Here is a 19,230-nt window from a genome sequence, read left to right on the forward strand (position 1 = left end):
CAAACTCAAGCAGCATAATTTTTAAAAACGTAAGTTTTCTTAATAGGAGCAGTCTAAGCTCTTGAAAAAAGTGATTTATGAAATTGATTCAAATAATAAAACTTTACGGCGAGTTCGTTACGGATAGGCATTACAAAAATTTTATTTTAACCATACTAAAGTAAACAGAAAAATTAATATTCTTCGGGTTGATATAGGGATGATGAGAAAGATAGAAAAAAACGGGAAAAAAGGGTGCCGGTTGAGGATGATAATTTAACTTATTTTGTACCGTTTTCGTTTCCATATCGACCAGAAGCTTGTTTTTTGTTAGCTTCTGCTTGTTGGATTTGTTGTCTAATTTGATTAACATCAGTCTCATTCCCAAATTCTTGGTTCATCGAATTCATTGCTCCAGAAGCTTGTTTTTTGTTAGCCTCTGCTTGTTGGATTTGTTGTTTAATCTGATTAACATCAGTCTCATTCCCGAATTCTTGGTTCATCGAGTTCATTGCATTTGGGGTTTTTTTGTTAAAGTTTTGGTTGTTGTTATTCATGGATTTCTCCAAGCATTATTTAATAGCGGTATCATCTTTGATATATAACTTTCAACCATGGAGTTGTATTTAAAAGTAAAAGACTTAAACAATTAAAGATCATAATGAGAACTATAAACTTAGTCACATAAAGTTTGGCTTTTTATTATGTCTTGGGAGGTTGAGAATGATATTGAAAGAGGAAATATTAAAGGGTCACCGGAGGATTGTGACCCTTAGTACCGATTCGAAGGTGAAAGGTATAATTAGTATTACCTTACAATAGTTATGAGCATTATAGGCGGTGTTAGGTATTAATAACCTTTAGTCATGAAAGTAGCGCCTACAATAATTAAAAGAATGAATAGAACAACAATTAGCGCAAATGCTGAACCTGTGCCATAACCACTACCACTACCATAGTATTCAGACATAGTAATTTCCCTCCTCTCTATAATTTTATAATATGTAAAGTTTTCAAAAGGGATTGCGATATTTATCTACTTACAAAATTTAATTTTAAAAATAATTTTCAAATATTTTAATGATAAAGAGGTCACTCTTGTAAAAGTGACCCTTAAATAAGGTGATTTAAAGCTAAATAAGCTTTACCCATTATTCTCGCTATTTGTGATAGGTATTAACAATGGCTCTTTAGATTAATACAAGAAAGTAGCGCCGATAATAATTAAAAGAATAAATGGAACGACAATTAGAACGAATGATGAGCCACCATAATCTTAGATGTCACACAGTAATTGTTAAGTCTATAGTAGTTAAAATCGGAAATTAGAATATACTATTTTTACTATATATATACTCTTCGGCAAGTTGGGTATGAAACTAAACTACTGTATTTTAAAAATTAATTTCGTGGTATAATTTCCTAAAAAAGGAGTGGTTTTTTGGGAATTCGAAATTATTTTAAAGTAATAAAAATTCTAGTATGTTTATCTGTTAGTTTATGCATCATTAATTACCCGATTATTTCCTTTGCTGCAACACTTGATCCTAATGTAGCTAGTGAAAAAAGCAACTCTAATGACATTGATACTGGTATAGCAAACTTGAACTACAATAACAGAGAAGTTTTAGCGGTGAATGGTGACAAGGTTGATAGTTTTGTCCCAAAAGAAGGTATTAACTCAAATGATAAATTTATAGTGGTTGAACGTAACAAAAAATCACTTACAACTTCACCGGTAGATATTTCAATTATCGACTCTATGGCGAATCGTACATATCCAGGAGCATTACAACTTGCCAACAAAGCTTTTGTGGACAATCAACCTAGTTTATTGGTGGCCAAAAGAAAACCGCTAAATATTAGCATAGATTTACCTGGCATGAAAAGGGAAAATACTGTGACTGTGGAAAACCCAACATATGGTAATGTATCTGGAGCAGTAGATGAATTAGTATCTAATTGGAGTGAAAAATATTCAACAACCCATACTTTACCTGCAAGACTACAATATTCAGAATCTATGGTTTATAGCAAATCTCAAATAGCAAGCGCTCTGAATGTTAACGCCCAAGTTCTTGATAATTCTCTGGGAATTGACTTTAATGCAATTGCGAGTGGAGAGAAAAAAGTGATGGTTGCGGCATATAAACAAATATTTTATACCGTAAGTGCAGAACAACCTAACAATCCATCAGACCTTTTTGATGATAGTGTTTCTTTTGAAGAGTTAACTCGTAAAGGGGTAAGTAATAATGCTCCTCCCGTTATGGTATCAAATGTAGCGTATGGCAGAACAATTTATGTGAAATTAGAAACAAACTCTAAGAGTAAGGATGTACAAGCTGCTTTTAAAGCCTTACTGAAGGATGTCAATACTAATGTAGAAACTAGTGGACAGTACAAAGATATTTTTGAAGAAAGTTCCTTTACTGCTGTAGTATTAGGTGGAGATTCACAAAAGCATAACCAGGTTGTCTCAAAAGACTTTAATGATATTAGAAAAATAATTCAGGATAATGCAGAATTTAGTCTTAAAAATCCAGCATACCCAATATCCTATACAAGTGTTTTCTTAAAGGATAATTCAATTGCTGCTGTCCATAACAATACAGATTATATCGAGACGACAGCTACAGAATATTCTAAAGGCAAAATCATCCTTGATCATTATGGTGCATATGTTGCTCAATTTGAAGTAGCTTGGGATGAATTTTCATATGATGAAAACGGGAAAGAAGTACTAACCCATAAAACGTGGGATGGAAGCTGGAAAGACAAAACAGCTCATTTCTCTACAGTAATACCACTTCCGCCTAATTCAAAAAATATAAGAATTTATGCAAGAGAATGTACAGGTCTTGCATGGGAATGGTGGAGAACGATTATTGATGAATACAATGTTCCATTATCTAATGAAATAAATGTTTCAATTGGAGGAACTACATTATACCCAACAGGTAATATTAATTAGGTATAAACTTCCGCCCTGGAAAAACAAACGGCTGAGGCTCTTGTTACACAAGAACTTCCGCCGTTTTTATTTCCTCAAACATCTAGCCGGATTTATGAACACCAATGACTCTACCGAGTGCAATTCCACCATAATGGTAATCCCTTTTTTCTATGAACTGAATATGAATTTAATACTCGATTTATTATCAAAAGATTTACTCCGAGATATATTTAACCTTAAATGTTCAATAACTCTTGTTTAAATTTATTGAAACTAAAGCTTACAAAATTATAAGTTTCATGTAACCAAATTTAATTGTTAAAACTAAAATTGTGTTTTAAAATTGCTATTGTTGAAAATAATGAGGTATTCTTATGGTTTAAAATCCCCCGTAAATGTTAGTTGAAAAACGCATATGCGGAGGTTTTTTACGAAAGGTGATTTACACTAGTAGGGAGAAATGTACTAGCTGTCTGCAATTATATTTTACAACTTGACAGAAGTCTATATGGGGAGTAGTATACAATAGCTACGAAAAAGATACTGTGAAATAATATATTTTGAATGCAATATATACTTATAATCTAAGTTAATATACATCTAGATTTAAAAGTAAGTAAACGAGGTGCAAAAATGAAAAATTTTTTAAGTAAAAAAGATAACCTATTAAACAAATTTTTAGGGATATATTTATTAGCTGTTTTAATGTTATGGATTAAAACATACATCGCTCAAACAGCACAATTTAAACTAGGAGTAGAAGGATTCCTTCAACATTTCCTTTTACTATTAAATCCACTAGGTTCAGCAATGCTGTTTCTAGGAATATCATTTTTATTTAGAGGAAAGAGAAAATATACATCACTAGTTGTAGTGTATACTCTGATGTCTATTCTTTTATATGCCAATATTGTATATTACCGATTTTTTAGTGATTTCATTACATTACCTACAGTTACCCAAACGCAGAACTTCGGAGATTTAGGTGGTAGTGTTCTTACTTTAATAAAGCCTTATGATTTCTTGTTCTTTGTGGATGTATTCGTAATGTTTTACTTACGATTCTCAAGAAAAATACAAAAAGATAGCAATCGTTTTGGATATAAAAAAGCAACGGCAATCATTACTTTTGCATTAGCAATATCAATCCTAAATTTAGGACTAGCTGAAGCTGATCGTCCGCAACTATTAACTCGAGGTTTTGATAGAAACTATATTGTGAAATATCTCGGAATGTATAACTATACGATTTATGATTCAGTAGAAACGATGAAAGCATCTTCACAGAGAGCTTTGGCGGATAGTAGTGATATTACAGAAGTGATGAACTATACAAAATCCAACTACGCCAAACCTAATACGGAATATTTTGGTAAAGCAAAAGGAATGAACGTTATCTATTTACATTTAGAATCATTCCAAAACTTCCTTATCGACTATAAGTTAAACGGTGAAGAAGTTACACCATTTTTAAATTCATTAACAAAAGATAAGAATACATTGTATTTTGATAATTTCTTCCATCAAACAGGTCAAGGTAAAACTTCCGATGCAGAATTTATGCTGGAAAATTCTTTATTTGGATTACCACAAGGATCTGCTTATATTACAAAAGCACAAAATACGTATCAAGCAGCCCCTAGTATTTTAAAAGATTATGGTTATACATCTGCTGTATTCCATGGTAACAACGGAAGCTTCTGGAATCGAAATGAGATTTATAAATCATTTGGATTCGAGCACTTCTTTGATGCTAGTTATTATGACACGGGTTCTTCAGAAAACATGGCTGAATACGGATTGTTAGATAAACCATTCTTTAAACAATCTGAAAGTATGTTAAGTTCGTTACCACAACCTTTCTATACGAAATTAATTACGGTAGGGAACCATTTTCCATATAAAATGGATCAAAGCTTAGTTACAATTGATAAAGCTAATACTGGAGATTCAAGTGTAGATAATTATTTCCAAACAGCACGTTATGCAGATGAAGGGATCAAACAAGTATTCGACCAATTAAAAGAATCAGGATTATATGATAATTCGATGATTGTTCTTTATGGTGACCATTACGGTATTTCAGATAATCATAATGATGCGATGGAACAAGTCATTGGAAAAGAAATTACACCATATGAAAATGCTAATTTGCAACGCGTACCATTATTTATCCATGTTCCAGGAATGCAAGGTGGAACTAACCATACTTATGGTGGCCAAACAGACCTTCTTCCAACGTTATTACATTTACTAGGAATTGATACGCAAAAATTTGTTCAATTTGGTTCCGACTTATTATCAAAAGACCATGATGAAGTTGTACCATTTAGAAATGGCGGTTTTGTCAGTCCTACTATTTATTCGGTTAATGGGAAATTTTATGATAATAAAACAGGTTTACTACTAGATGATAATCAATTAGAGTATGCGAAAACTATTAAAAATAATGTAGATCGTAAATTAGAATTATCTGATAAAGTTGTGAATGGTGACTTATTGAGATTCTATACGCCAACAGATTATACTCCGGTTGATCGTTCTAAGTATAATTACTCGAAAGATAAGTAAACTTTTACAGCGGAATTAGGAAATTTTACATCAGAAAAGCGCGGGAAATCAATGTTTCTAAAATTGATTTCCCGCGCTTTTTAAGGTTTTGACCAGTTTTATTCCAGCCTCTTGTTTGGTTTCTGAAAACTTTTGATTAAGCCTTTTTCCATGAGTTTCTTAGCTATTTTACTTATGGCACTTCCTATAAGGACTCTGTAAGTTTTGTCACGTTGGGATCTACATTTTTTCAATACATTCGATACAGTATACTTTATAAAACTGAAACTTAAATCTGCTGGATAAGAATCCATTTTGAATAATTTTTTTCAAAGGGGTTCTTTTTAATTTATCGTAAATTAAGGGTTTATGAGGTGTATTTGATTAAACTTTACTTATAGTTACACTCGAAAAGATTAAATAAGTAATAGAGAGTATTTCAGCTTGAGCAGTTTACACAAAGTATTTTAAAAGACTTATTTTAAGGTTGAGCTGTTTTTTATTAAAGAGTAGGCACCTACCTAACACTTTTCTATCCCAATTTCATAAACTGTGCATGATATTAACCTATTCATTAACTTCTTTCAGCAATATTTTTTGTATTGAAAGTGCGACGGCAGTTACAATTATTTTCTGTACCGAAAGCATAGCGAAAGGTACGAAGTCTCCCATTCCTATAGTTGTGAGATGAAGCGGGTTTAAACTTACTTTTCAGCAGGTGTTCAAACATTCGCTGAAAGAAGTTAAAGCCTCCGGCGGATGTCACGGAAATCGGCAAGGAGTTCATAAAGGATTTTAGCCTAAATCGCATCCATGCGATAACTGCTAACTGGCCTGCATCGGTGCCGCTGTAGCTACACTTTCGCGCAAAAAACATCTTTTGCTGCCGCTACGTTAACACTGCGCTTTCGCACAAAAAACATTTGCATGCCTAAGTGCAAAGCTGATTTCGGACGCAATGACGCCGAGGCATAATTGATAGAGTAACATGAGAAAAATATTTGGAAAGTAGGGGGAGAACATGTACGACCAATATCTCAAGCACTATTGGTATTATGAATACCCAGTTAGCTTTATGAAACCAACACTTCATATTTATGCACCATCAGCAGTATCTCCGGCATATGGAGCTCCAGTAAATGCTGGGAGGTATGTACCATCCTCAGTATTTCCGGTGTATACAACCCCAGTAAATGCTTCGATGTATGAACCATCCACTAAAAAGGAAATTGATTGTCAAAAGGAAGCTTTTGTAAAGAATTTTTTTTTCAAAGATAAATCATTTAATTTCGAAACGTTGCGTGCAGCTGGATTCGCAGTTGACAACGGCGCTGATCTAAACGAAGTGTTCTTGACCGCTGCGGCAATCCCCGAAGGTGATGAAGAAGCATGGATGATGGAGTGGAAAGCTATCGCAGACAGAATTTATGTACGCGGGAAAGATTCCTTCGAGCATGGAGACAAGATTAGCGCACGAGAGGCATTCTTGCGTGCTTCAGCCTACTATCGTAGCGCTGAATTTTACCGTCGCAAAGATCCAATAAACGATCGGCACGTTCTCGAGCTGTTCGGTCTTTCTCGCGAGGCATTTGTGAAGGCGGGCAAACTGCTGGATGGCCCCTTCGAGGAGATCTCCATCCCTTACGGCGAAGATAAGCTCCACGGATACCTGCTCCTCGTGGACGACAGTGGGAAACCCCGGCCGACGATCATTTACACTAATGGATTTGACTCAACGACAGAGGAAGGCTACTACGTCATTGGCGCAGCCGCGTTGCGGCGTGGTTTCAACGTGATCCTGTATGACGGTCCCGGTACGGGTCGCATGATCCGCGAGAAGAAAGTGCCCTACCGTCCGGACTGGGAAGCGGTACTCGGTCCTGTAATGGATTACGCTGAGACACGTCCTGAGGTCGACAAGTCCAAAATTGTGCTATTTGGGTATAGCATGGGTGGATATCTGTGCGCTCGGACAGCGGCTTTTGATCATCGTCCAGCAGCGATCGTGCTTGACGACGGTTTGACGAGCTTTTTCGCGACTTATCCTCCGCTCCCGGAATTCCTCGTAGAGTGGATCAAAGCCGGATACGATGAGCAGGCGATACCCGTACTCGAATGGATTAAGAAACACGACACCTACGCTCGTTGGGCACTGCAGAATGGTGTATGGGTGTTTGGCGCTTCGAATGAACCGGAATACATCCGTAAGAGCGAGCAGTTTGCTCTCACCACCGAAGACATGCATAAAATCAAGTCCCCTGCTCTAATTCTAGAGGGAGAGAACGATCTTGTGTTCAAGGGGCAGGCAAGTAAGCTTGCGTCCGAGCTAAAAGCTCCGCATAAGCATGTCGTGATGCGGAACGCTGATGGTGCAGGTGAACACTGCCATATGGGCGCAATGCGTTTGCTTCATCAGACAATCTTCGACTGGCTCCACACGACCTTGGGAATCGTTAGTTGGACAACATGACTATGAGCAAAACAAAAAGGCCGTTACAGATTTTTCGACCGAGAAAGACCTTGCAGGGGTGTAGCCAGTCTTTAGACATGGGATGAAAGTGAGGTCAGACAAGAAAGTAGTCTTTACTATCTTAATTGTCTGAAAGAGTGTTATACGGATAGTGATCTATTTTTTTGTGATTCAAAAAATGCCGTGTAATACATTTTGATTCCAATTTGTAATTTGGTCTAGAAAAGCTTGAGCACTGGCGCATAATAATAAGTTTCACTACAAGACATTAATAAGAGTAGTTCGATAGAGGAAGCCCAATTAGACTTTGTCAATGGGCTTCCTCTATTAAAATGTATACAAGTATTTGACAGGGGGCGCCGTATCCTATATAACGACGAAAAAAACTTTGTGTTCAATATGTCTCTTTGGGAGCGAAATGGCCGATTCCCTTTAATTCAAAGTCAAAAAATTTAAGGATTAGTTCATTTTCAGTTTCAATACAGTAATATTTATCAATGTCGGCTTTTCCTCCTTGTAGAATATTTGCAAGTATAGGGGAGAAAAGCGGTAAATCGGTTAAGCTTAAATGTTTTGCCCCTTTAAAATGAGTAGTATATGCTCCTTCGAACTGTTTATTATTGAGTTTGTTCGCTACATAAACAGGAGTACGATTCAGTTGACGCCAAACATCGTCTGAATAAATGTTAAAAAGAGGGGTTGTGTAGGCTTTGCTGCTTGCCATAAAATTATCATCAGCTTTGTTATAAATAAGTTCACTAAAGAAAGGGGCATCGATATTTACTACTGCACTTACATCATCGCGTTCTCTACCTAGCAACACACTTGCAGCACCTCCCATTGAGTGCCCAAACACACCAATTTTCTCTGTATTGATATGTTGATAAATAGGGTCATTGTCACTTTTAGCTTTTGTAAGTATTGTATCAATGACAAAATTCATATCGTCTGTTCGTAGTTTCATCCATTTTTGAATGATATTGTACCGTTCTTCGTTCGAATAAAGACCTTTATTCGTATTTTCGACTTCATTTTTAAAATCTGGACTGATCATAGTTACTATCCCATCCTCTGAACGAGTATAGAAGGAATGATAAGGATGGTCGATGGAAACGACTATATAACCGTGGCTTGCCAGCTCAGTATAAGTAGAACTGTTGCTTGTCTTGATACCATATGCTCCATGTGAGAATACTAATAGAGGGTATGTTCCATCTGCGTTTTTGGGATACCAAAATTCCACATTAACAATTCTGTTGTCCCCCTTGTCAGAAAACTCCTCAATACGGCTCTTGTCAATATATGTGTCAGTAGCGGTTGCGACTTCATATTCTCCTGTCACTTTTGGTGATTGATACTGTGGAAAAATAATGACAGGTGAAAGTACAAAGACAAATATCAATATCATCATAATGGACTTCCACACAATGGTAGAAGTTTTGTATTGTTTGATATTCTTTTTCTTAAGGATAAGAGATACTGTCCCATATACGGCTAATAAGAAAAGTAGGATAGCAAGCATTATCCAGGAAAAACTCCAGACAATCACCGATGAAACAGTGAGTATCACAAATACAATAAATACAGTAATCCTAATCCAATTCTTTAATTTTTTATGGTTTTGCTTAGTTGCTATGCAGTAGATTGCAAAAGCAATCTCGAAAATCACAGCTGTTAATAATAGTAAAATTCCCATAGTCGTTCCTCCACCTCATTGGAAAAATTTTTATGAAATTATCATAATAAACAGATGAAAGGATGTATATGGAAAAACGGTAAGTTGTATTTATAAGCCAATAAGATGCAAAAAACGGTAAGCTCAAATGCTTACCGTAAGATCAATTTCGCCTTGGCGTAATTGCCGCTGACGCTCCGCTTTCGCGCAGTAAACATTAGTAGCTGTCGCTTTGCTTTCGCTACCGATAAACAATGTGTCCGGATTTTGAATTGTGCCCAGGCCTGCACGAGGGCCGACACGATGTCGGTCATTTCGGTAATGCCACAGGACGTGGCGTTTTACCGATGCAGGTCAGTTAGCCGTTTTTGCAGGATGCGAAGGTTTTAGGCTAACATCCTTTATTCATTCCTTTGAAAATCCGTGACACCCGCCGGAGGCTTTATCTTCATTCAATAGGTGTTTGGATACCCACTGAAAAAGTAATTAAAATCGCATTCATCTTACCACCTATAGAGGTGGGAGTCTTTCACTGAATGAAGATAATCTGTTGCAGCCAACTACTGTACTGCTTATTGAATTTCTTGACTACTCACCAAAGTCTTTCTTAAATGTCTTTAGTTTTTCATTGATTTTTTTTGCATCTTTTTTATCATTTTGCCATGACAGTAGATGAACAATGATATAGATTACCGCAATTTGCAGTGCAAGAATGATTAGCCCCGTACCAGTTACAAGATTCATAGCGCTGCCAAGGACAATCAATAAAATCTCCAAAGTGAAGAAATGAATAATAATCCTTATACGCATTTTCTTCTCACTTAGATCATCAGGAGAATATAAAATAAATCCCGTTAATGCACCTAAAAATGAAAATGCCATAAGGATATAAATTGACTTCAAATCGAAGGCCATGTCAGGATCATAAATTTGTCGCAATATAGTAATAATCATGATTATGGATCCGAAGATAATAAAGAAATTCTTAATTATCTTTTGTACAAATTCAAAAAAATTCATATGTATCCCTCTTTACAAACCAAGCATATTTTTAAGGACAGGTACATACTGCCTTGATATAACAGTACGTTCTCCGTTATCCAGGACAGCTTCGAACCGACCACTAATAGTCGGATAAACAGATGAAATTTTGGCGATGTTCAAAATAGTTGATTTCGATGCGCGAAAACAGTTTTTTCCTTTACATAATTCCTCTAACTCGTACAGTTTTTGTTTCACCTCAAAAACGTTGTTCCTGCAGTACATAAAAATTTTTCCATCGACTGCCTCGAAATAATAGATATCACTGAGCCTAATGCGGTGAATACTATCTTGCTGATGTCCGAGTAAAATAGGATTTTCAGATTTCAGCTTGTTTAAGATTTCATTTATTTCTTCATCAACCTCATGACACCTAATAAGAATCTCTTCTTCTAATTCTAGGCTTATTTCTTCTATTGAAATTTTGATATTATCACCCACAAAAATTCAAATTATTTCAGTTTTACTCGAATTCTGTATAAATTTGCAAATGAAACATAGCTAAAAAAGGTTTATTTATTCTAATGATAACAACTTCATATACAATCCTTTTTTACATTTTATCAGGTTACCGTTTTGATTTTATTTTATGATAGTATCCAGAATCTGCTAAGTCAAGTGCAGGAGAAAGGGCTCATTAAAGAAACTCTCACTCGTTATGATGAGTATCTTTTCTCTCCAAGTTCTCCACTTTTCGTTTTAATTGCTCTATATCTCTTATTTTAGTTATTATGAATTTAATTGATAAATAAATAGCGAATATTAATAAAATCAGTATAATTGCGATAATAATTGACTCCAACATTAACATCACATACCTTTCTTACTTTTTCACTTTTTTAAAAACATATTAAGTAATGACTCCTTACAGTTCAATATTACTAAACAACAACATGCAAGTAAAATGAATATACAGAATTGTTCTGTATTTGTTTTATAAATGAACGAAGGGGGAGAGCGTGATAGGATTGAAGAATATATTTATTTTTGTGGGAGGGAAACTAAGTAACAATATTTGGAATAAGTTAAAAAGTAACCGCTGTCTTTAAGGATTTACTTCGAAGTGAACTGAAACCATTTCCTATAGAGGATGTAAATATCTCAAACAAAGTATTATTAATTGATTAATATAAATAATGTCTGCTTATGAGGGAAAGCAGACAGGAAATTAAATAATGATAGGAGGGGTACTAACAGTTTAAAAAACAATTGAACTTATTCGTTATTTCCATAAGAATTCGATTTAAAATACCCTGATTAAAAAAACACCAACTATCATAACAATTAAACCAAATATTTGTATTGGTTTAATTTGATTTTTCGAAGAGTTAAATAATCCGAATTTTTCTACCATCAGGCTACCAGTGATTTGACCAAATAAAACAAGGACTACAGTTTGCCCGTTTCCGATTTGATCAACGAGAAATACATTTATTAGAACATAAGCCCCCCCTAAAATACCTCCAATCCATACCCACCAAGGAGCCGACTGTTTAATAGGCTCTTTAATATTTGTGTAAGAACGATCCATGACCCCAACGACGATAATTAACGTAATGGTACCTACCAAAAATGAAACAAAGGCTGCGTGGGAAGAAGAATTCAGAACTTTTCCTAACTGACCATTGATAGCAATTTGTATAGCCAGTAATATTCCTGACATTATTCCTACTAAACGCCAAATCCATTGATTTAACATGTTTTTCTTAGTTGCTTCGGAAGGGTCTTGGTTAGTTTTCATACTCGGTAAAGCCACAGCTAAAAAAACGCCTATAATGACTAATAATACTCCAAAAACTCGGTTCAAACCGAAAGAATATTGCCTAGAGTTAATCCAGCCATAATTGTCTATTAGCATACTCATCAAAGTCATTCCCAAGATTGGCATTATCGCTGTTTGTACACTTCCTAATTTAGGGAATAAAAGTATATTGGTAGTTACAGCAACTGCACCACAGATTCCTCCTAGCCATATAAAAATAGGTTGGCTTAAGAATAAATCAAATGGAATACCTAATGGTAAACCACTAACTAATATTGTAATCGCTAAAAAGATTACCCCTACAGAGAAGGAGATCATTGAAGCTAAAAAAGGGGAAATCACGAATTTTCGTAATTGAGCATTGATCGCTGTTTGCATAGCAAAAACAACTCCAGTGCTTATAGCTAGCAGTATTGCAAACATAAGAATTCACCCCAAATCTTGTTGAATAAAATTTAGTTTATTTTACTGAGATATTGCCCTTCTCATCACTAAAAATGAAAAACGCCGGTATCGACTAATCAAAACCGCCGTTTGGCATATTGAATAAATTTTTGGCACGAAAGTTCAGCTGTTTTACTAAAATCCATTTTATTAAAAGGTAATAGTTAATCTATGATTGTTCATGTAATAAGATTATAAAATGATTACACATTTTAATGAAGTGAAAAAAGACTGAATATTGGTTTCAGTCTTTTTTTGTTAAACAGAACTTTTTAAATTCATTATATTCAGGGGATGTATCTTTCTGCTTTTAAATTTAATGGATAAACTTTACAAACGGATAAATAAAATATATAATCAACAATCATATTAACAATGTTTATATGGTTGTTGATTATATTTATTATGTGAGGTGCTTATTTTGAAAGGAAGAGATGTTGTTTTAGGATTACTTATGGAAAAAGAATTATCTGGTTATGATATAAAAATTGTTTTTGAAGATGTATTCACGCATTTTTTTGATGGCAGTTTTGGAATGATTTATCCGACTTTAAGACAGTTGGAAAAAGAGGGGAAAATAAAAAAAGAGGTTGTCATGCAAGAAGGTAAGCCAAATAAAAAAATGTATTTCATAACAGATGAAGGAAGAGAAGAGTTTTATCAATACATGAAGACAGATGTAGAAAAGGATGTTCTACGTTCTGACTTTTTAATGAGGATGTATTTTGGGAATTATAGCGATAGCAATTCAATGAAGAAGTGGATTGAAGAAGAAATTGAGAGAAAAGAGGCGTATGTTGCAGATCTTCTCTTAAAATATGAAAAATGGAAAGAAGGCATTACATTTGCGGAAGAGATTTCATTAGAGGTTGGGATTGCATCTTATATGGCTCAAGTTAAAACATTAAAAGATAAATTAGCGCAATTAGTAATACAAGAAAAAAGAGATGAATTGTAAAGTTTCGTGAAAGTGGGGGGATTTATGGAACAACCAAAAGGAATCAAAATCGTTTTCTTAATGTGTTTAGGGATTTTCTTGTGTATGATTGATACGACAATTATGAATATTGCCTTACCAGCAATACAGACTGATGTGAACACATCTTTGGAGAAAATGTCTTGGATATTGAATGTCTATACGATGTCTATTGCGGTATTAGCGATACCACTAGGGCGAGTCGCTGATATCTATGGAAAGGCAAAATTATATATTATAGGCTTAATAGTTTTTGGAGTTGGTTCAGCGTTATGTGCATTTGCAAATACGGGGGATTTTCTTATTTTTTCTCGTTTTGTTCAAAGTATAGGAGCTGCTGTTTTGTTTCCAACAAGTATGGTAATTGGCGTCTCGGCAGTTCCGCTGGCAAAAAGGCATGTTGCGTTGGGGATTTTAGGGGTGACACAAGGGGTATCGGCAGCTATAGGTCCTGTACTAGGTGGAGTTATTACACAAAATTTAGGATGGAGATGGGTATTCTTTGTGAATATTCCGATTTGTGTAATTGGTATTGTGTTATGTTTCATTATGTTAAAGATAAAGAATGAGGAACGCGTAGTTGCTAAAATTGATTGGACTGGATTAGTACTTTCTAGTTTTGCTATTTTCTTTTTCACACTTGTTTTAGTTAAAGGGAATACATGGGGGTGGATGAGTAACTTTGCATGGATGTGCTATATCATCAGTGCTACTTCTTTTATTCTATTTATCTTAGTTGAAAGAAAAGTTACATCACCGATGGTAAATTTGCAGCTATTTAAAGATCGAATTTTTGTTGGAGCTTCTATTGTAGTTATACTTAGTAATTTATTTTTAATTGGTGTAACTGTTTTGCTTCCAACGTTTCTCACAAAAATACAACACCGAACAGAAATGGAAGCAGCTTTTTTAGTGACACCTATTTCTGCTATGATATTTTTAGTTTCTCCGTTTGCTTCACTCGCTATGAAGAAACTTGGCAAGGTTCAGGTTATTTTAGTGGGGTTTATAGTTATGAGTTTTGCTTATTATTGTTTACAGATGATAGGAGCTGAATCAACAAATAAAGAAATTATCATTCCGTGTATGATTTTAGGTGTTGGATTTGGTTTAATTGTTGGGCCAATTACTATGTTAACAGCCTCCACATTTGAGGGGGAATTATTAACCGCTTCTCAAAGTGTTGTATCCATGCTCAGACAAATTGGAATTGTCTTGGCTGTGGCTATTTTTGTCTCAGGCTTAACTCATAATTTATCCATAAATAAAGAAAATGTTTATCACTATGCGGAAAAAAAGGTGCATGAACTTCATGTTGATCAAGCGGAGCAAGAGCAAATATTAACAGTAACAAAGGAAAAAATACAAAACAAAGACTTAGAGTCGAATATTGAAAAGAATCAGGGAGCTGATCATATTGGCATAAATCAACAACAAAAGGAAAGCATGATTAAAGAGAAAGTAAATAATGCTTTAAATGAGGTTCCGGTAGAATACAGAGAAATAAAACGGGTAGAAATTACAAACCAAGTAACAAAAGCGGTTGGAGAAAAAATAGAGGACATAAATAGAGAAATTAATACATTCTCGAATGATATTAGTCATTATGCTGAAAAAGAGATGGCAAAAAGTTTCACAGATTTATATAAAGTAAGTGTACCAATTATTTTGCTCTGTAGTTTAGTGTCTTTTATGTTTCGCAATAGAAAATTTGAAGTTAATAACAGAAAAAGACAAAATGTATAGTAAAATTGTTGCCCCATGATTTTGCAACGAAGTTTCAATCTTATAACTTTAAAGGGGTTACAGAAATAATTTGGAATCGATATAGATGCTACTTGTGTCAGAAACAGTACTTTTGGGTAAAGATGATGTTTGAATTGTATTTCAGGGAAAAATTTGTTAATATACAAATACAATGATGAGAGGACTGATGGATGGACATGATTAACTAATCTGTATTTTTATTTGAAATGAAAAACTTCAAACTACAAAATATAGGATTAGTCTGTCCATTTTTATAAATCAGTTTACACTTTATTTGTCATGGTTCCAATGGCAAATAAAGAGCTTATTTAATATAAGTAAAAGACTAATCCTTCCAATTTACAAATTGGGAGGATTTTTTATTCTCTCATGGTTAAAATCTATTGATTTCTGTACCTTAATTTAATAAATAAAGGGGAGTGGAAAATGAGCGATTCAGACACTATTGTTACGCATGTATTACTCCGTACAAGTCGTTAATATCCATCACTTATACGGAGAAATTTAGAATGGATGGATATGCCGACTTTGTATAAAAAGTAAAAAGTATTGATATACAAAGGAGGAATTATCATGTCAATGATACAAGTTCAAAATTTAACTTTTTCTTATCCAAGTAGCTTTGACAATATTTTTGAAAATGTAAACTTTCAAATAGATACGGATTGGAAACTTGGATTTATCGGTAGAAATGGACGAGGAAAGACAACATTCTTTAATTTATTATTAGGGAATTATGAGTATAGTGGGAAAATCAATTCTTCGGTGGAATTTAATTATTTCCCTTATCCAGTTTCGGATAAAAACAAGTATACTCATGAAATCATGGAAGAAATTTGCCCCCAAGCAGAAGATTGGGAAATTCTTCGTGAAATTTCCTATCTAGACGTTGATGCCGAGGTCATGTATCGACCTTTTAAAACATTGTCAAATGGAGAACAAACAAAGGTGTTGCTTGCTGCACTTTTTTTGACGGAGGGTCAGTTTCTATTAATTGATGAGCCAACTAACCATCTAGACACGGAAGCACGAAAGATGGTCTCTGAATATTTAAGGAAGAAAAAAGGGTTTATATTAATTTCACATGACCGAAACTTTTTAGATGGATGCGTTGACCATATCCTATCTATAAATAGGGCCAATATTGAAGTTCAAAGTGGTAACTATTCTTCTTGGAAATTAAATTTTGATAGACAGCAGGAACACGAAGAGGCAACTAATGAGCGTCTACAAAAAGACATAGGGAGATTAAAACAGTCTTCAAAGCGTACATCAGGTTGGTCAAATCAAGTGGAAGCTTCCAAAAATGGGACGACAAATTCGGGTTCTAAGTTGGATAAGGGTTTTGTAGGACATAAAGCGGCAAAGATGATGAAGAGAGCAAAGAACATTGAATCAAGGCAGCTAAAAGCTATTGAGGAAAAGTCAAAACTGCTAAAAAATGTGGAAAAAACGGAGTCATTAAAATTAGAATCATTGGCGTTTCATTCAAATGAATTGATTGTTTTGGCTGATGTGTCTGTTAAATACGATGACCAAATTGTGAATAAGCCAATAAGCTTTAAACTGGAACAAGGTGAACGAATTGTGCTAGATGGAAAGAATGGAAGCGGAAAAAGTAGTATCCTCAAACTAATTCTAGGAAAACCGATACAGCATACAGGCTCGATGTATGTAGGTTCAGGTCTCGTTATTTCCTATGTCCAACAAGATACTTCTCATTTGAAGGGAATGTTATCGGACTTTATTGAAGAGCATGGGATTGATGAAACGTTATTTAAATCTATTCTACGTAAGATGGACTTTGACCGAATTCAATTTGAGAAAGATATTTCTCATTATTCTGGTGGACAAAAGAAAAAGCTGCTTATAGCCAAAAGTTTATGTGAAAAAGCGCATATCTATATTTGGGATGAACCGTTGAATTTTATTGATATTTATTCGCGCATGCAGATTGAAGAGCTTATTCAAGAATTTAATCCCACAATGGTGATTGTTGAGCATGATCAGGCATTTCAACAAACAGTTGCAACCAAAATTATATCTATGTAGTTAATATGAAGAACTGAAAATATAATCAGTTAATCAGGTATTAAACTATGGTGCATTAGTTAAAGAACGTAGATAAAATAATCAACCTCTTTGTGAAGACCTAAACATAAATATATAGAGAAGAATCCATTTTGATCAATCTTTTTTTCAAAATGGATTCTTTTATTTATCGTAAAATACTGGATTATGAGGTTTTTTGAACAAACTTTATTTTAAAGCAACAATAAAAGGAATGGGTGATAAAGGTATCAAATTAACAACAATTCAGTATGGTGAGAAAACTGGTATACCAAAAGGCTGAAGGAAGTGGCTATTAATCAATTATTGTGATTGAATGATGTGGTCATTAACAAATGCTTTTAAGAAAAATAATTCATCATCATTGGGGTCTCTTTTATTTTCTACTTTAAAGCACTTAATAGCATTTTCTAGTGAGGTGGATTTTACAGCTCGACTTGCTGTTGTTAACTCTTCCCAATATATAGTCATTTCATTGGAATCACAGATCGATTCATGACCAAGTAAGAACATTTCAGCATCATATTTTTTAATGTCATTAATCATAGGCAATAACAATGATTGCTTGAAATGAAATAGGGAATTTGTAGTTGTACAATATGCAGAATCACCTAAAAAAACAACTTTTTCGTCAGGAATATAAATAATTGTAGAGTCGTCTGTATGAGTACTTCTGATTCTTTCAATTAGGCAAACTTTATTACCTAAATCAATAGTTAATGTATTTTCAAAAATTACATCTGGAGAATTCAATTTAAAACTACCTCTGTTAGGTATACCAGCTTGTATAATCTCTATACACTTAGCATTCATCTGATTAGTTTTCACATACTTTTGCAGTGAATTATCATCAAACCTATAACTTTGCCATTCTTTTAACAATTCGTTTGTTCGACTATTAACTATAACAGTTGCTTCAAATTCATTCATTCCAAGGAAGTGATCCCAATGCGCATGTGTAATTACCAAATATTTGATAGGTGGTACACTTAGTTTCTCGATTTCTAGTAAAAAGTCTTTAGCATGTTGAGTTGAATTGCCAGCATCTATAATTAGACTAAATTGGTCACCACATACCAAACCTAATGTTGGCCGTTCGTTATCTTCTTGATTTGGTAAATAATAAATAGTATCACTTAATTTATTTAACATGTTATTTCTCCTCTACTTTAGATATTAATTCTATGAAAGAGAAAATCTACATGTTTGTTGTAAAAAACTAAAACATAATTTAAGATTTTCTCATTTTACTTTTTTACCATTGGACTGTACCTCCTTTTTTTACTAAGGAAAAGTATAACACAATAAACGGATTTTTGCGAAAATTCGGAATAGTGGCACCCATATTTTATTTAAAGTGCACACTTCGTCAAAATAACAGACAAAACAAGCACTCTCTATTTTGTAATAATAAGCACTGGATAGGGAGGGGGAATGGGATACCCCATGTGAAAATAATTTCTTTCCGTTATCCAATAAAAACAAGGTCTGTTTGGAAGGAGGTTATTCTATAGGAATAATTTTATCTTTGATAGACAGC

13 protein-coding genes and 2 pseudogenes are annotated in these 19,230 nt (G+C 34.2%); 6 read left to right on the forward strand and 9 right to left on the reverse strand.

The annotated features are described in order from the left end of the window. Positions 1-260: 260 nt before the first annotated feature. The 3 genes and pseudogenes from ABH966_RS23030 to ABH966_RS23040 all read right to left on the reverse strand — a co-directional run. The gene (locus ABH966_RS23030; protein WP_370082536.1) at positions 261-536 is read right to left on the reverse strand and encodes a gamma-type small acid-soluble spore protein; all 276 of its coding nucleotides are present in this window, start codon (positions 534-536) and stop codon (positions 261-263) included. Between the two features lie 293 nt (positions 537-829). Continuing rightward, the gene (locus ABH966_RS23035; RefSeq protein WP_370082538.1) at positions 830-949 is read right to left on the reverse strand and encodes a YjcZ family sporulation protein; all 120 of its coding nucleotides are present in this window, start codon (positions 947-949) and stop codon (positions 830-832) included. Positions 950-1,174: 225 nt separating this feature from the next. Further along, positions 1,175-1,246: pseudogene (locus tag ABH966_RS23040) on the reverse strand (YjcZ family sporulation protein); the annotation flags it as partial. 174 nt (positions 1,247-1,420) lie between these two features. On the opposite strand from ABH966_RS23040, the gene ABH966_RS23045 reads away from it, so the two are divergent. After that, positions 1,421-2,953 (forward strand): thiol-activated cytolysin family protein, encoded by a 1,533-nt coding sequence (locus ABH966_RS23045; protein ID WP_370082540.1) that lies wholly within the window; start codon positions 1,421-1,423, stop codon positions 2,951-2,953. A 615-nt stretch (positions 2,954-3,568) separates the two neighbouring features. Further along, positions 3,569-5,506: a lipoteichoic acid synthase gene (gene ltaS, locus ABH966_RS23050; protein WP_370082542.1), complete on the forward strand. Its 1,938-nt coding sequence runs from the start codon at positions 3,569-3,571 to the stop codon at positions 5,504-5,506. A gap of 101 nt (positions 5,507-5,607) precedes the next feature. Here the strand turns inward: ltaS and ABH966_RS23055 are convergent. After that, positions 5,608-5,761: pseudogene (locus tag ABH966_RS23055) on the reverse strand (MarR family transcriptional regulator); the annotation flags it as partial. Between the two features lie 745 nt (positions 5,762-6,506). Between ABH966_RS23055 and ABH966_RS23060 the strand changes: the two are divergent. Then, positions 6,507-7,955 carry an alpha/beta hydrolase family protein gene (locus ABH966_RS23060; RefSeq protein WP_370082544.1) on the forward strand — a complete coding sequence of 483 codons (1,449 nt, stop codon included), beginning with the start codon at positions 6,507-6,509 and terminating at the stop codon, positions 7,953-7,955. 394 nt (positions 7,956-8,349) lie between these two features. On the opposite strand, the gene ABH966_RS23065 is transcribed toward ABH966_RS23060, so the two are convergent. The 4 genes from ABH966_RS23065 to ABH966_RS23080 form a co-directional block, all read right to left on the reverse strand. Beyond that, complete coding sequence (locus tag ABH966_RS23065; RefSeq protein ID WP_370082546.1) at positions 8,350-9,651, reverse strand: alpha/beta hydrolase; 1,302 nt, start codon at positions 9,649-9,651, stop codon at positions 8,350-8,352. A gap of 567 nt (positions 9,652-10,218) precedes the next feature. Next, on the reverse strand, positions 10,219-10,650 hold the full coding sequence (locus tag ABH966_RS23070) for a DUF3021 family protein (RefSeq protein WP_370082548.1): 432 nt from the start codon (positions 10,648-10,650) through the stop codon (positions 10,219-10,221). Between the two features lie 12 nt (positions 10,651-10,662). After that, positions 10,663-11,112, reverse strand: a complete 450-nt coding sequence (locus ABH966_RS23075; protein WP_370082550.1) for a LytTR family DNA-binding domain-containing protein — start codon at positions 11,110-11,112, stop codon at positions 10,663-10,665. 802 nt (positions 11,113-11,914) lie between these two features. Continuing rightward, the gene (locus ABH966_RS23080; RefSeq protein ID WP_370082552.1) at positions 11,915-12,856 is read right to left on the reverse strand and encodes a DMT family transporter; all 942 of its coding nucleotides are present in this window, start codon (positions 12,854-12,856) and stop codon (positions 11,915-11,917) included. Positions 12,857-13,298: 442 nt separating this feature from the next. Between ABH966_RS23080 and ABH966_RS23085 the strand changes: the two genes are divergently transcribed. From ABH966_RS23085 to ABH966_RS23095, 3 genes are all read left to right on the forward strand, one after another. After that, the gene (locus tag ABH966_RS23085) at positions 13,299-13,835 is read left to right on the forward strand and encodes a PadR family transcriptional regulator (protein ID WP_370082554.1); all 537 of its coding nucleotides are present in this window, start codon (positions 13,299-13,301) and stop codon (positions 13,833-13,835) included. Positions 13,836-13,859: 24 nt separating this feature from the next. Then, positions 13,860-15,599, forward strand: a complete 1,740-nt coding sequence (locus tag ABH966_RS23090) for an MFS transporter (protein ID WP_370082556.1) — start codon at positions 13,860-13,862, stop codon at positions 15,597-15,599. Positions 15,600-16,193: 594 nt separating this feature from the next. Continuing rightward, on the forward strand, positions 16,194-17,672 hold the full coding sequence (locus ABH966_RS23095; RefSeq protein ID WP_370082558.1) for an Lsa family ABC-F type ribosomal protection protein: 1,479 nt from the start codon (positions 16,194-16,196) through the stop codon (positions 17,670-17,672). A 321-nt stretch (positions 17,673-17,993) separates the two neighbouring features. On the opposite strand, the gene ABH966_RS23100 is transcribed toward ABH966_RS23095, so the two are convergent. Then, entirely contained in the window at positions 17,994-18,842 is an 849-nt protein-coding gene (locus ABH966_RS23100) for an MBL fold metallo-hydrolase (protein WP_370082560.1), read from the reverse strand. Between the last annotated feature and the right edge of the window lie 388 nt (positions 18,843-19,230).

This window comes from Lysinibacillus sp. RC46 (assembly GCF_041262385.1).
Taxonomy (GTDB): Bacteria; Bacillota; Bacilli; order Bacillales_A; family Planococcaceae; genus Lysinibacillus.

Coding starts and splice junctions, on each gene's coding strand:
- ABH966_RS23030 (WP_370082536.1), bottom strand. CDS start 536: ATGAATAACAACAACCAAAACTTTAACAAAAAAACCCCAAATGCAATG.
- ABH966_RS23035 (WP_370082538.1), bottom strand. CDS start 949: ATGTCTGAATACTATGGTAGTGGTAGTGGTTATGGCACAGGTTCAGCA.
- ltaS (WP_370082542.1), top strand. CDS start 3,569: ATGAAAAATTTTTTAAGTAAAAAAGATAACCTATTAAACAAATTTTTA.
- ABH966_RS23060 (WP_370082544.1), top strand. CDS start 6,507: ATGTACGACCAATATCTCAAGCACTATTGGTATTATGAATACCCAGTT.
- ABH966_RS23065 (WP_370082546.1), bottom strand. CDS start 9,651: ATGGGAATTTTACTATTATTAACAGCTGTGATTTTCGAGATTGCTTTT.
- ABH966_RS23070 (WP_370082548.1), bottom strand. CDS start 10,650: ATGAATTTTTTTGAATTTGTACAAAAGATAATTAAGAATTTCTTTATT.
- ABH966_RS23080 (WP_370082552.1), bottom strand. CDS start 12,856: ATGTTTGCAATACTGCTAGCTATAAGCACTGGAGTTGTTTTTGCTATG.
- ABH966_RS23090 (WP_370082556.1), top strand. CDS start 13,860: ATGGAACAACCAAAAGGAATCAAAATCGTTTTCTTAATGTGTTTAGGG.
- ABH966_RS23095 (WP_370082558.1), top strand. CDS start 16,194: ATGTCAATGATACAAGTTCAAAATTTAACTTTTTCTTATCCAAGTAGC.
- ABH966_RS23100 (WP_370082560.1), bottom strand. CDS start 18,842: ATGTTAAATAAATTAAGTGATACTATTTATTATTTACCAAATCAAGAA.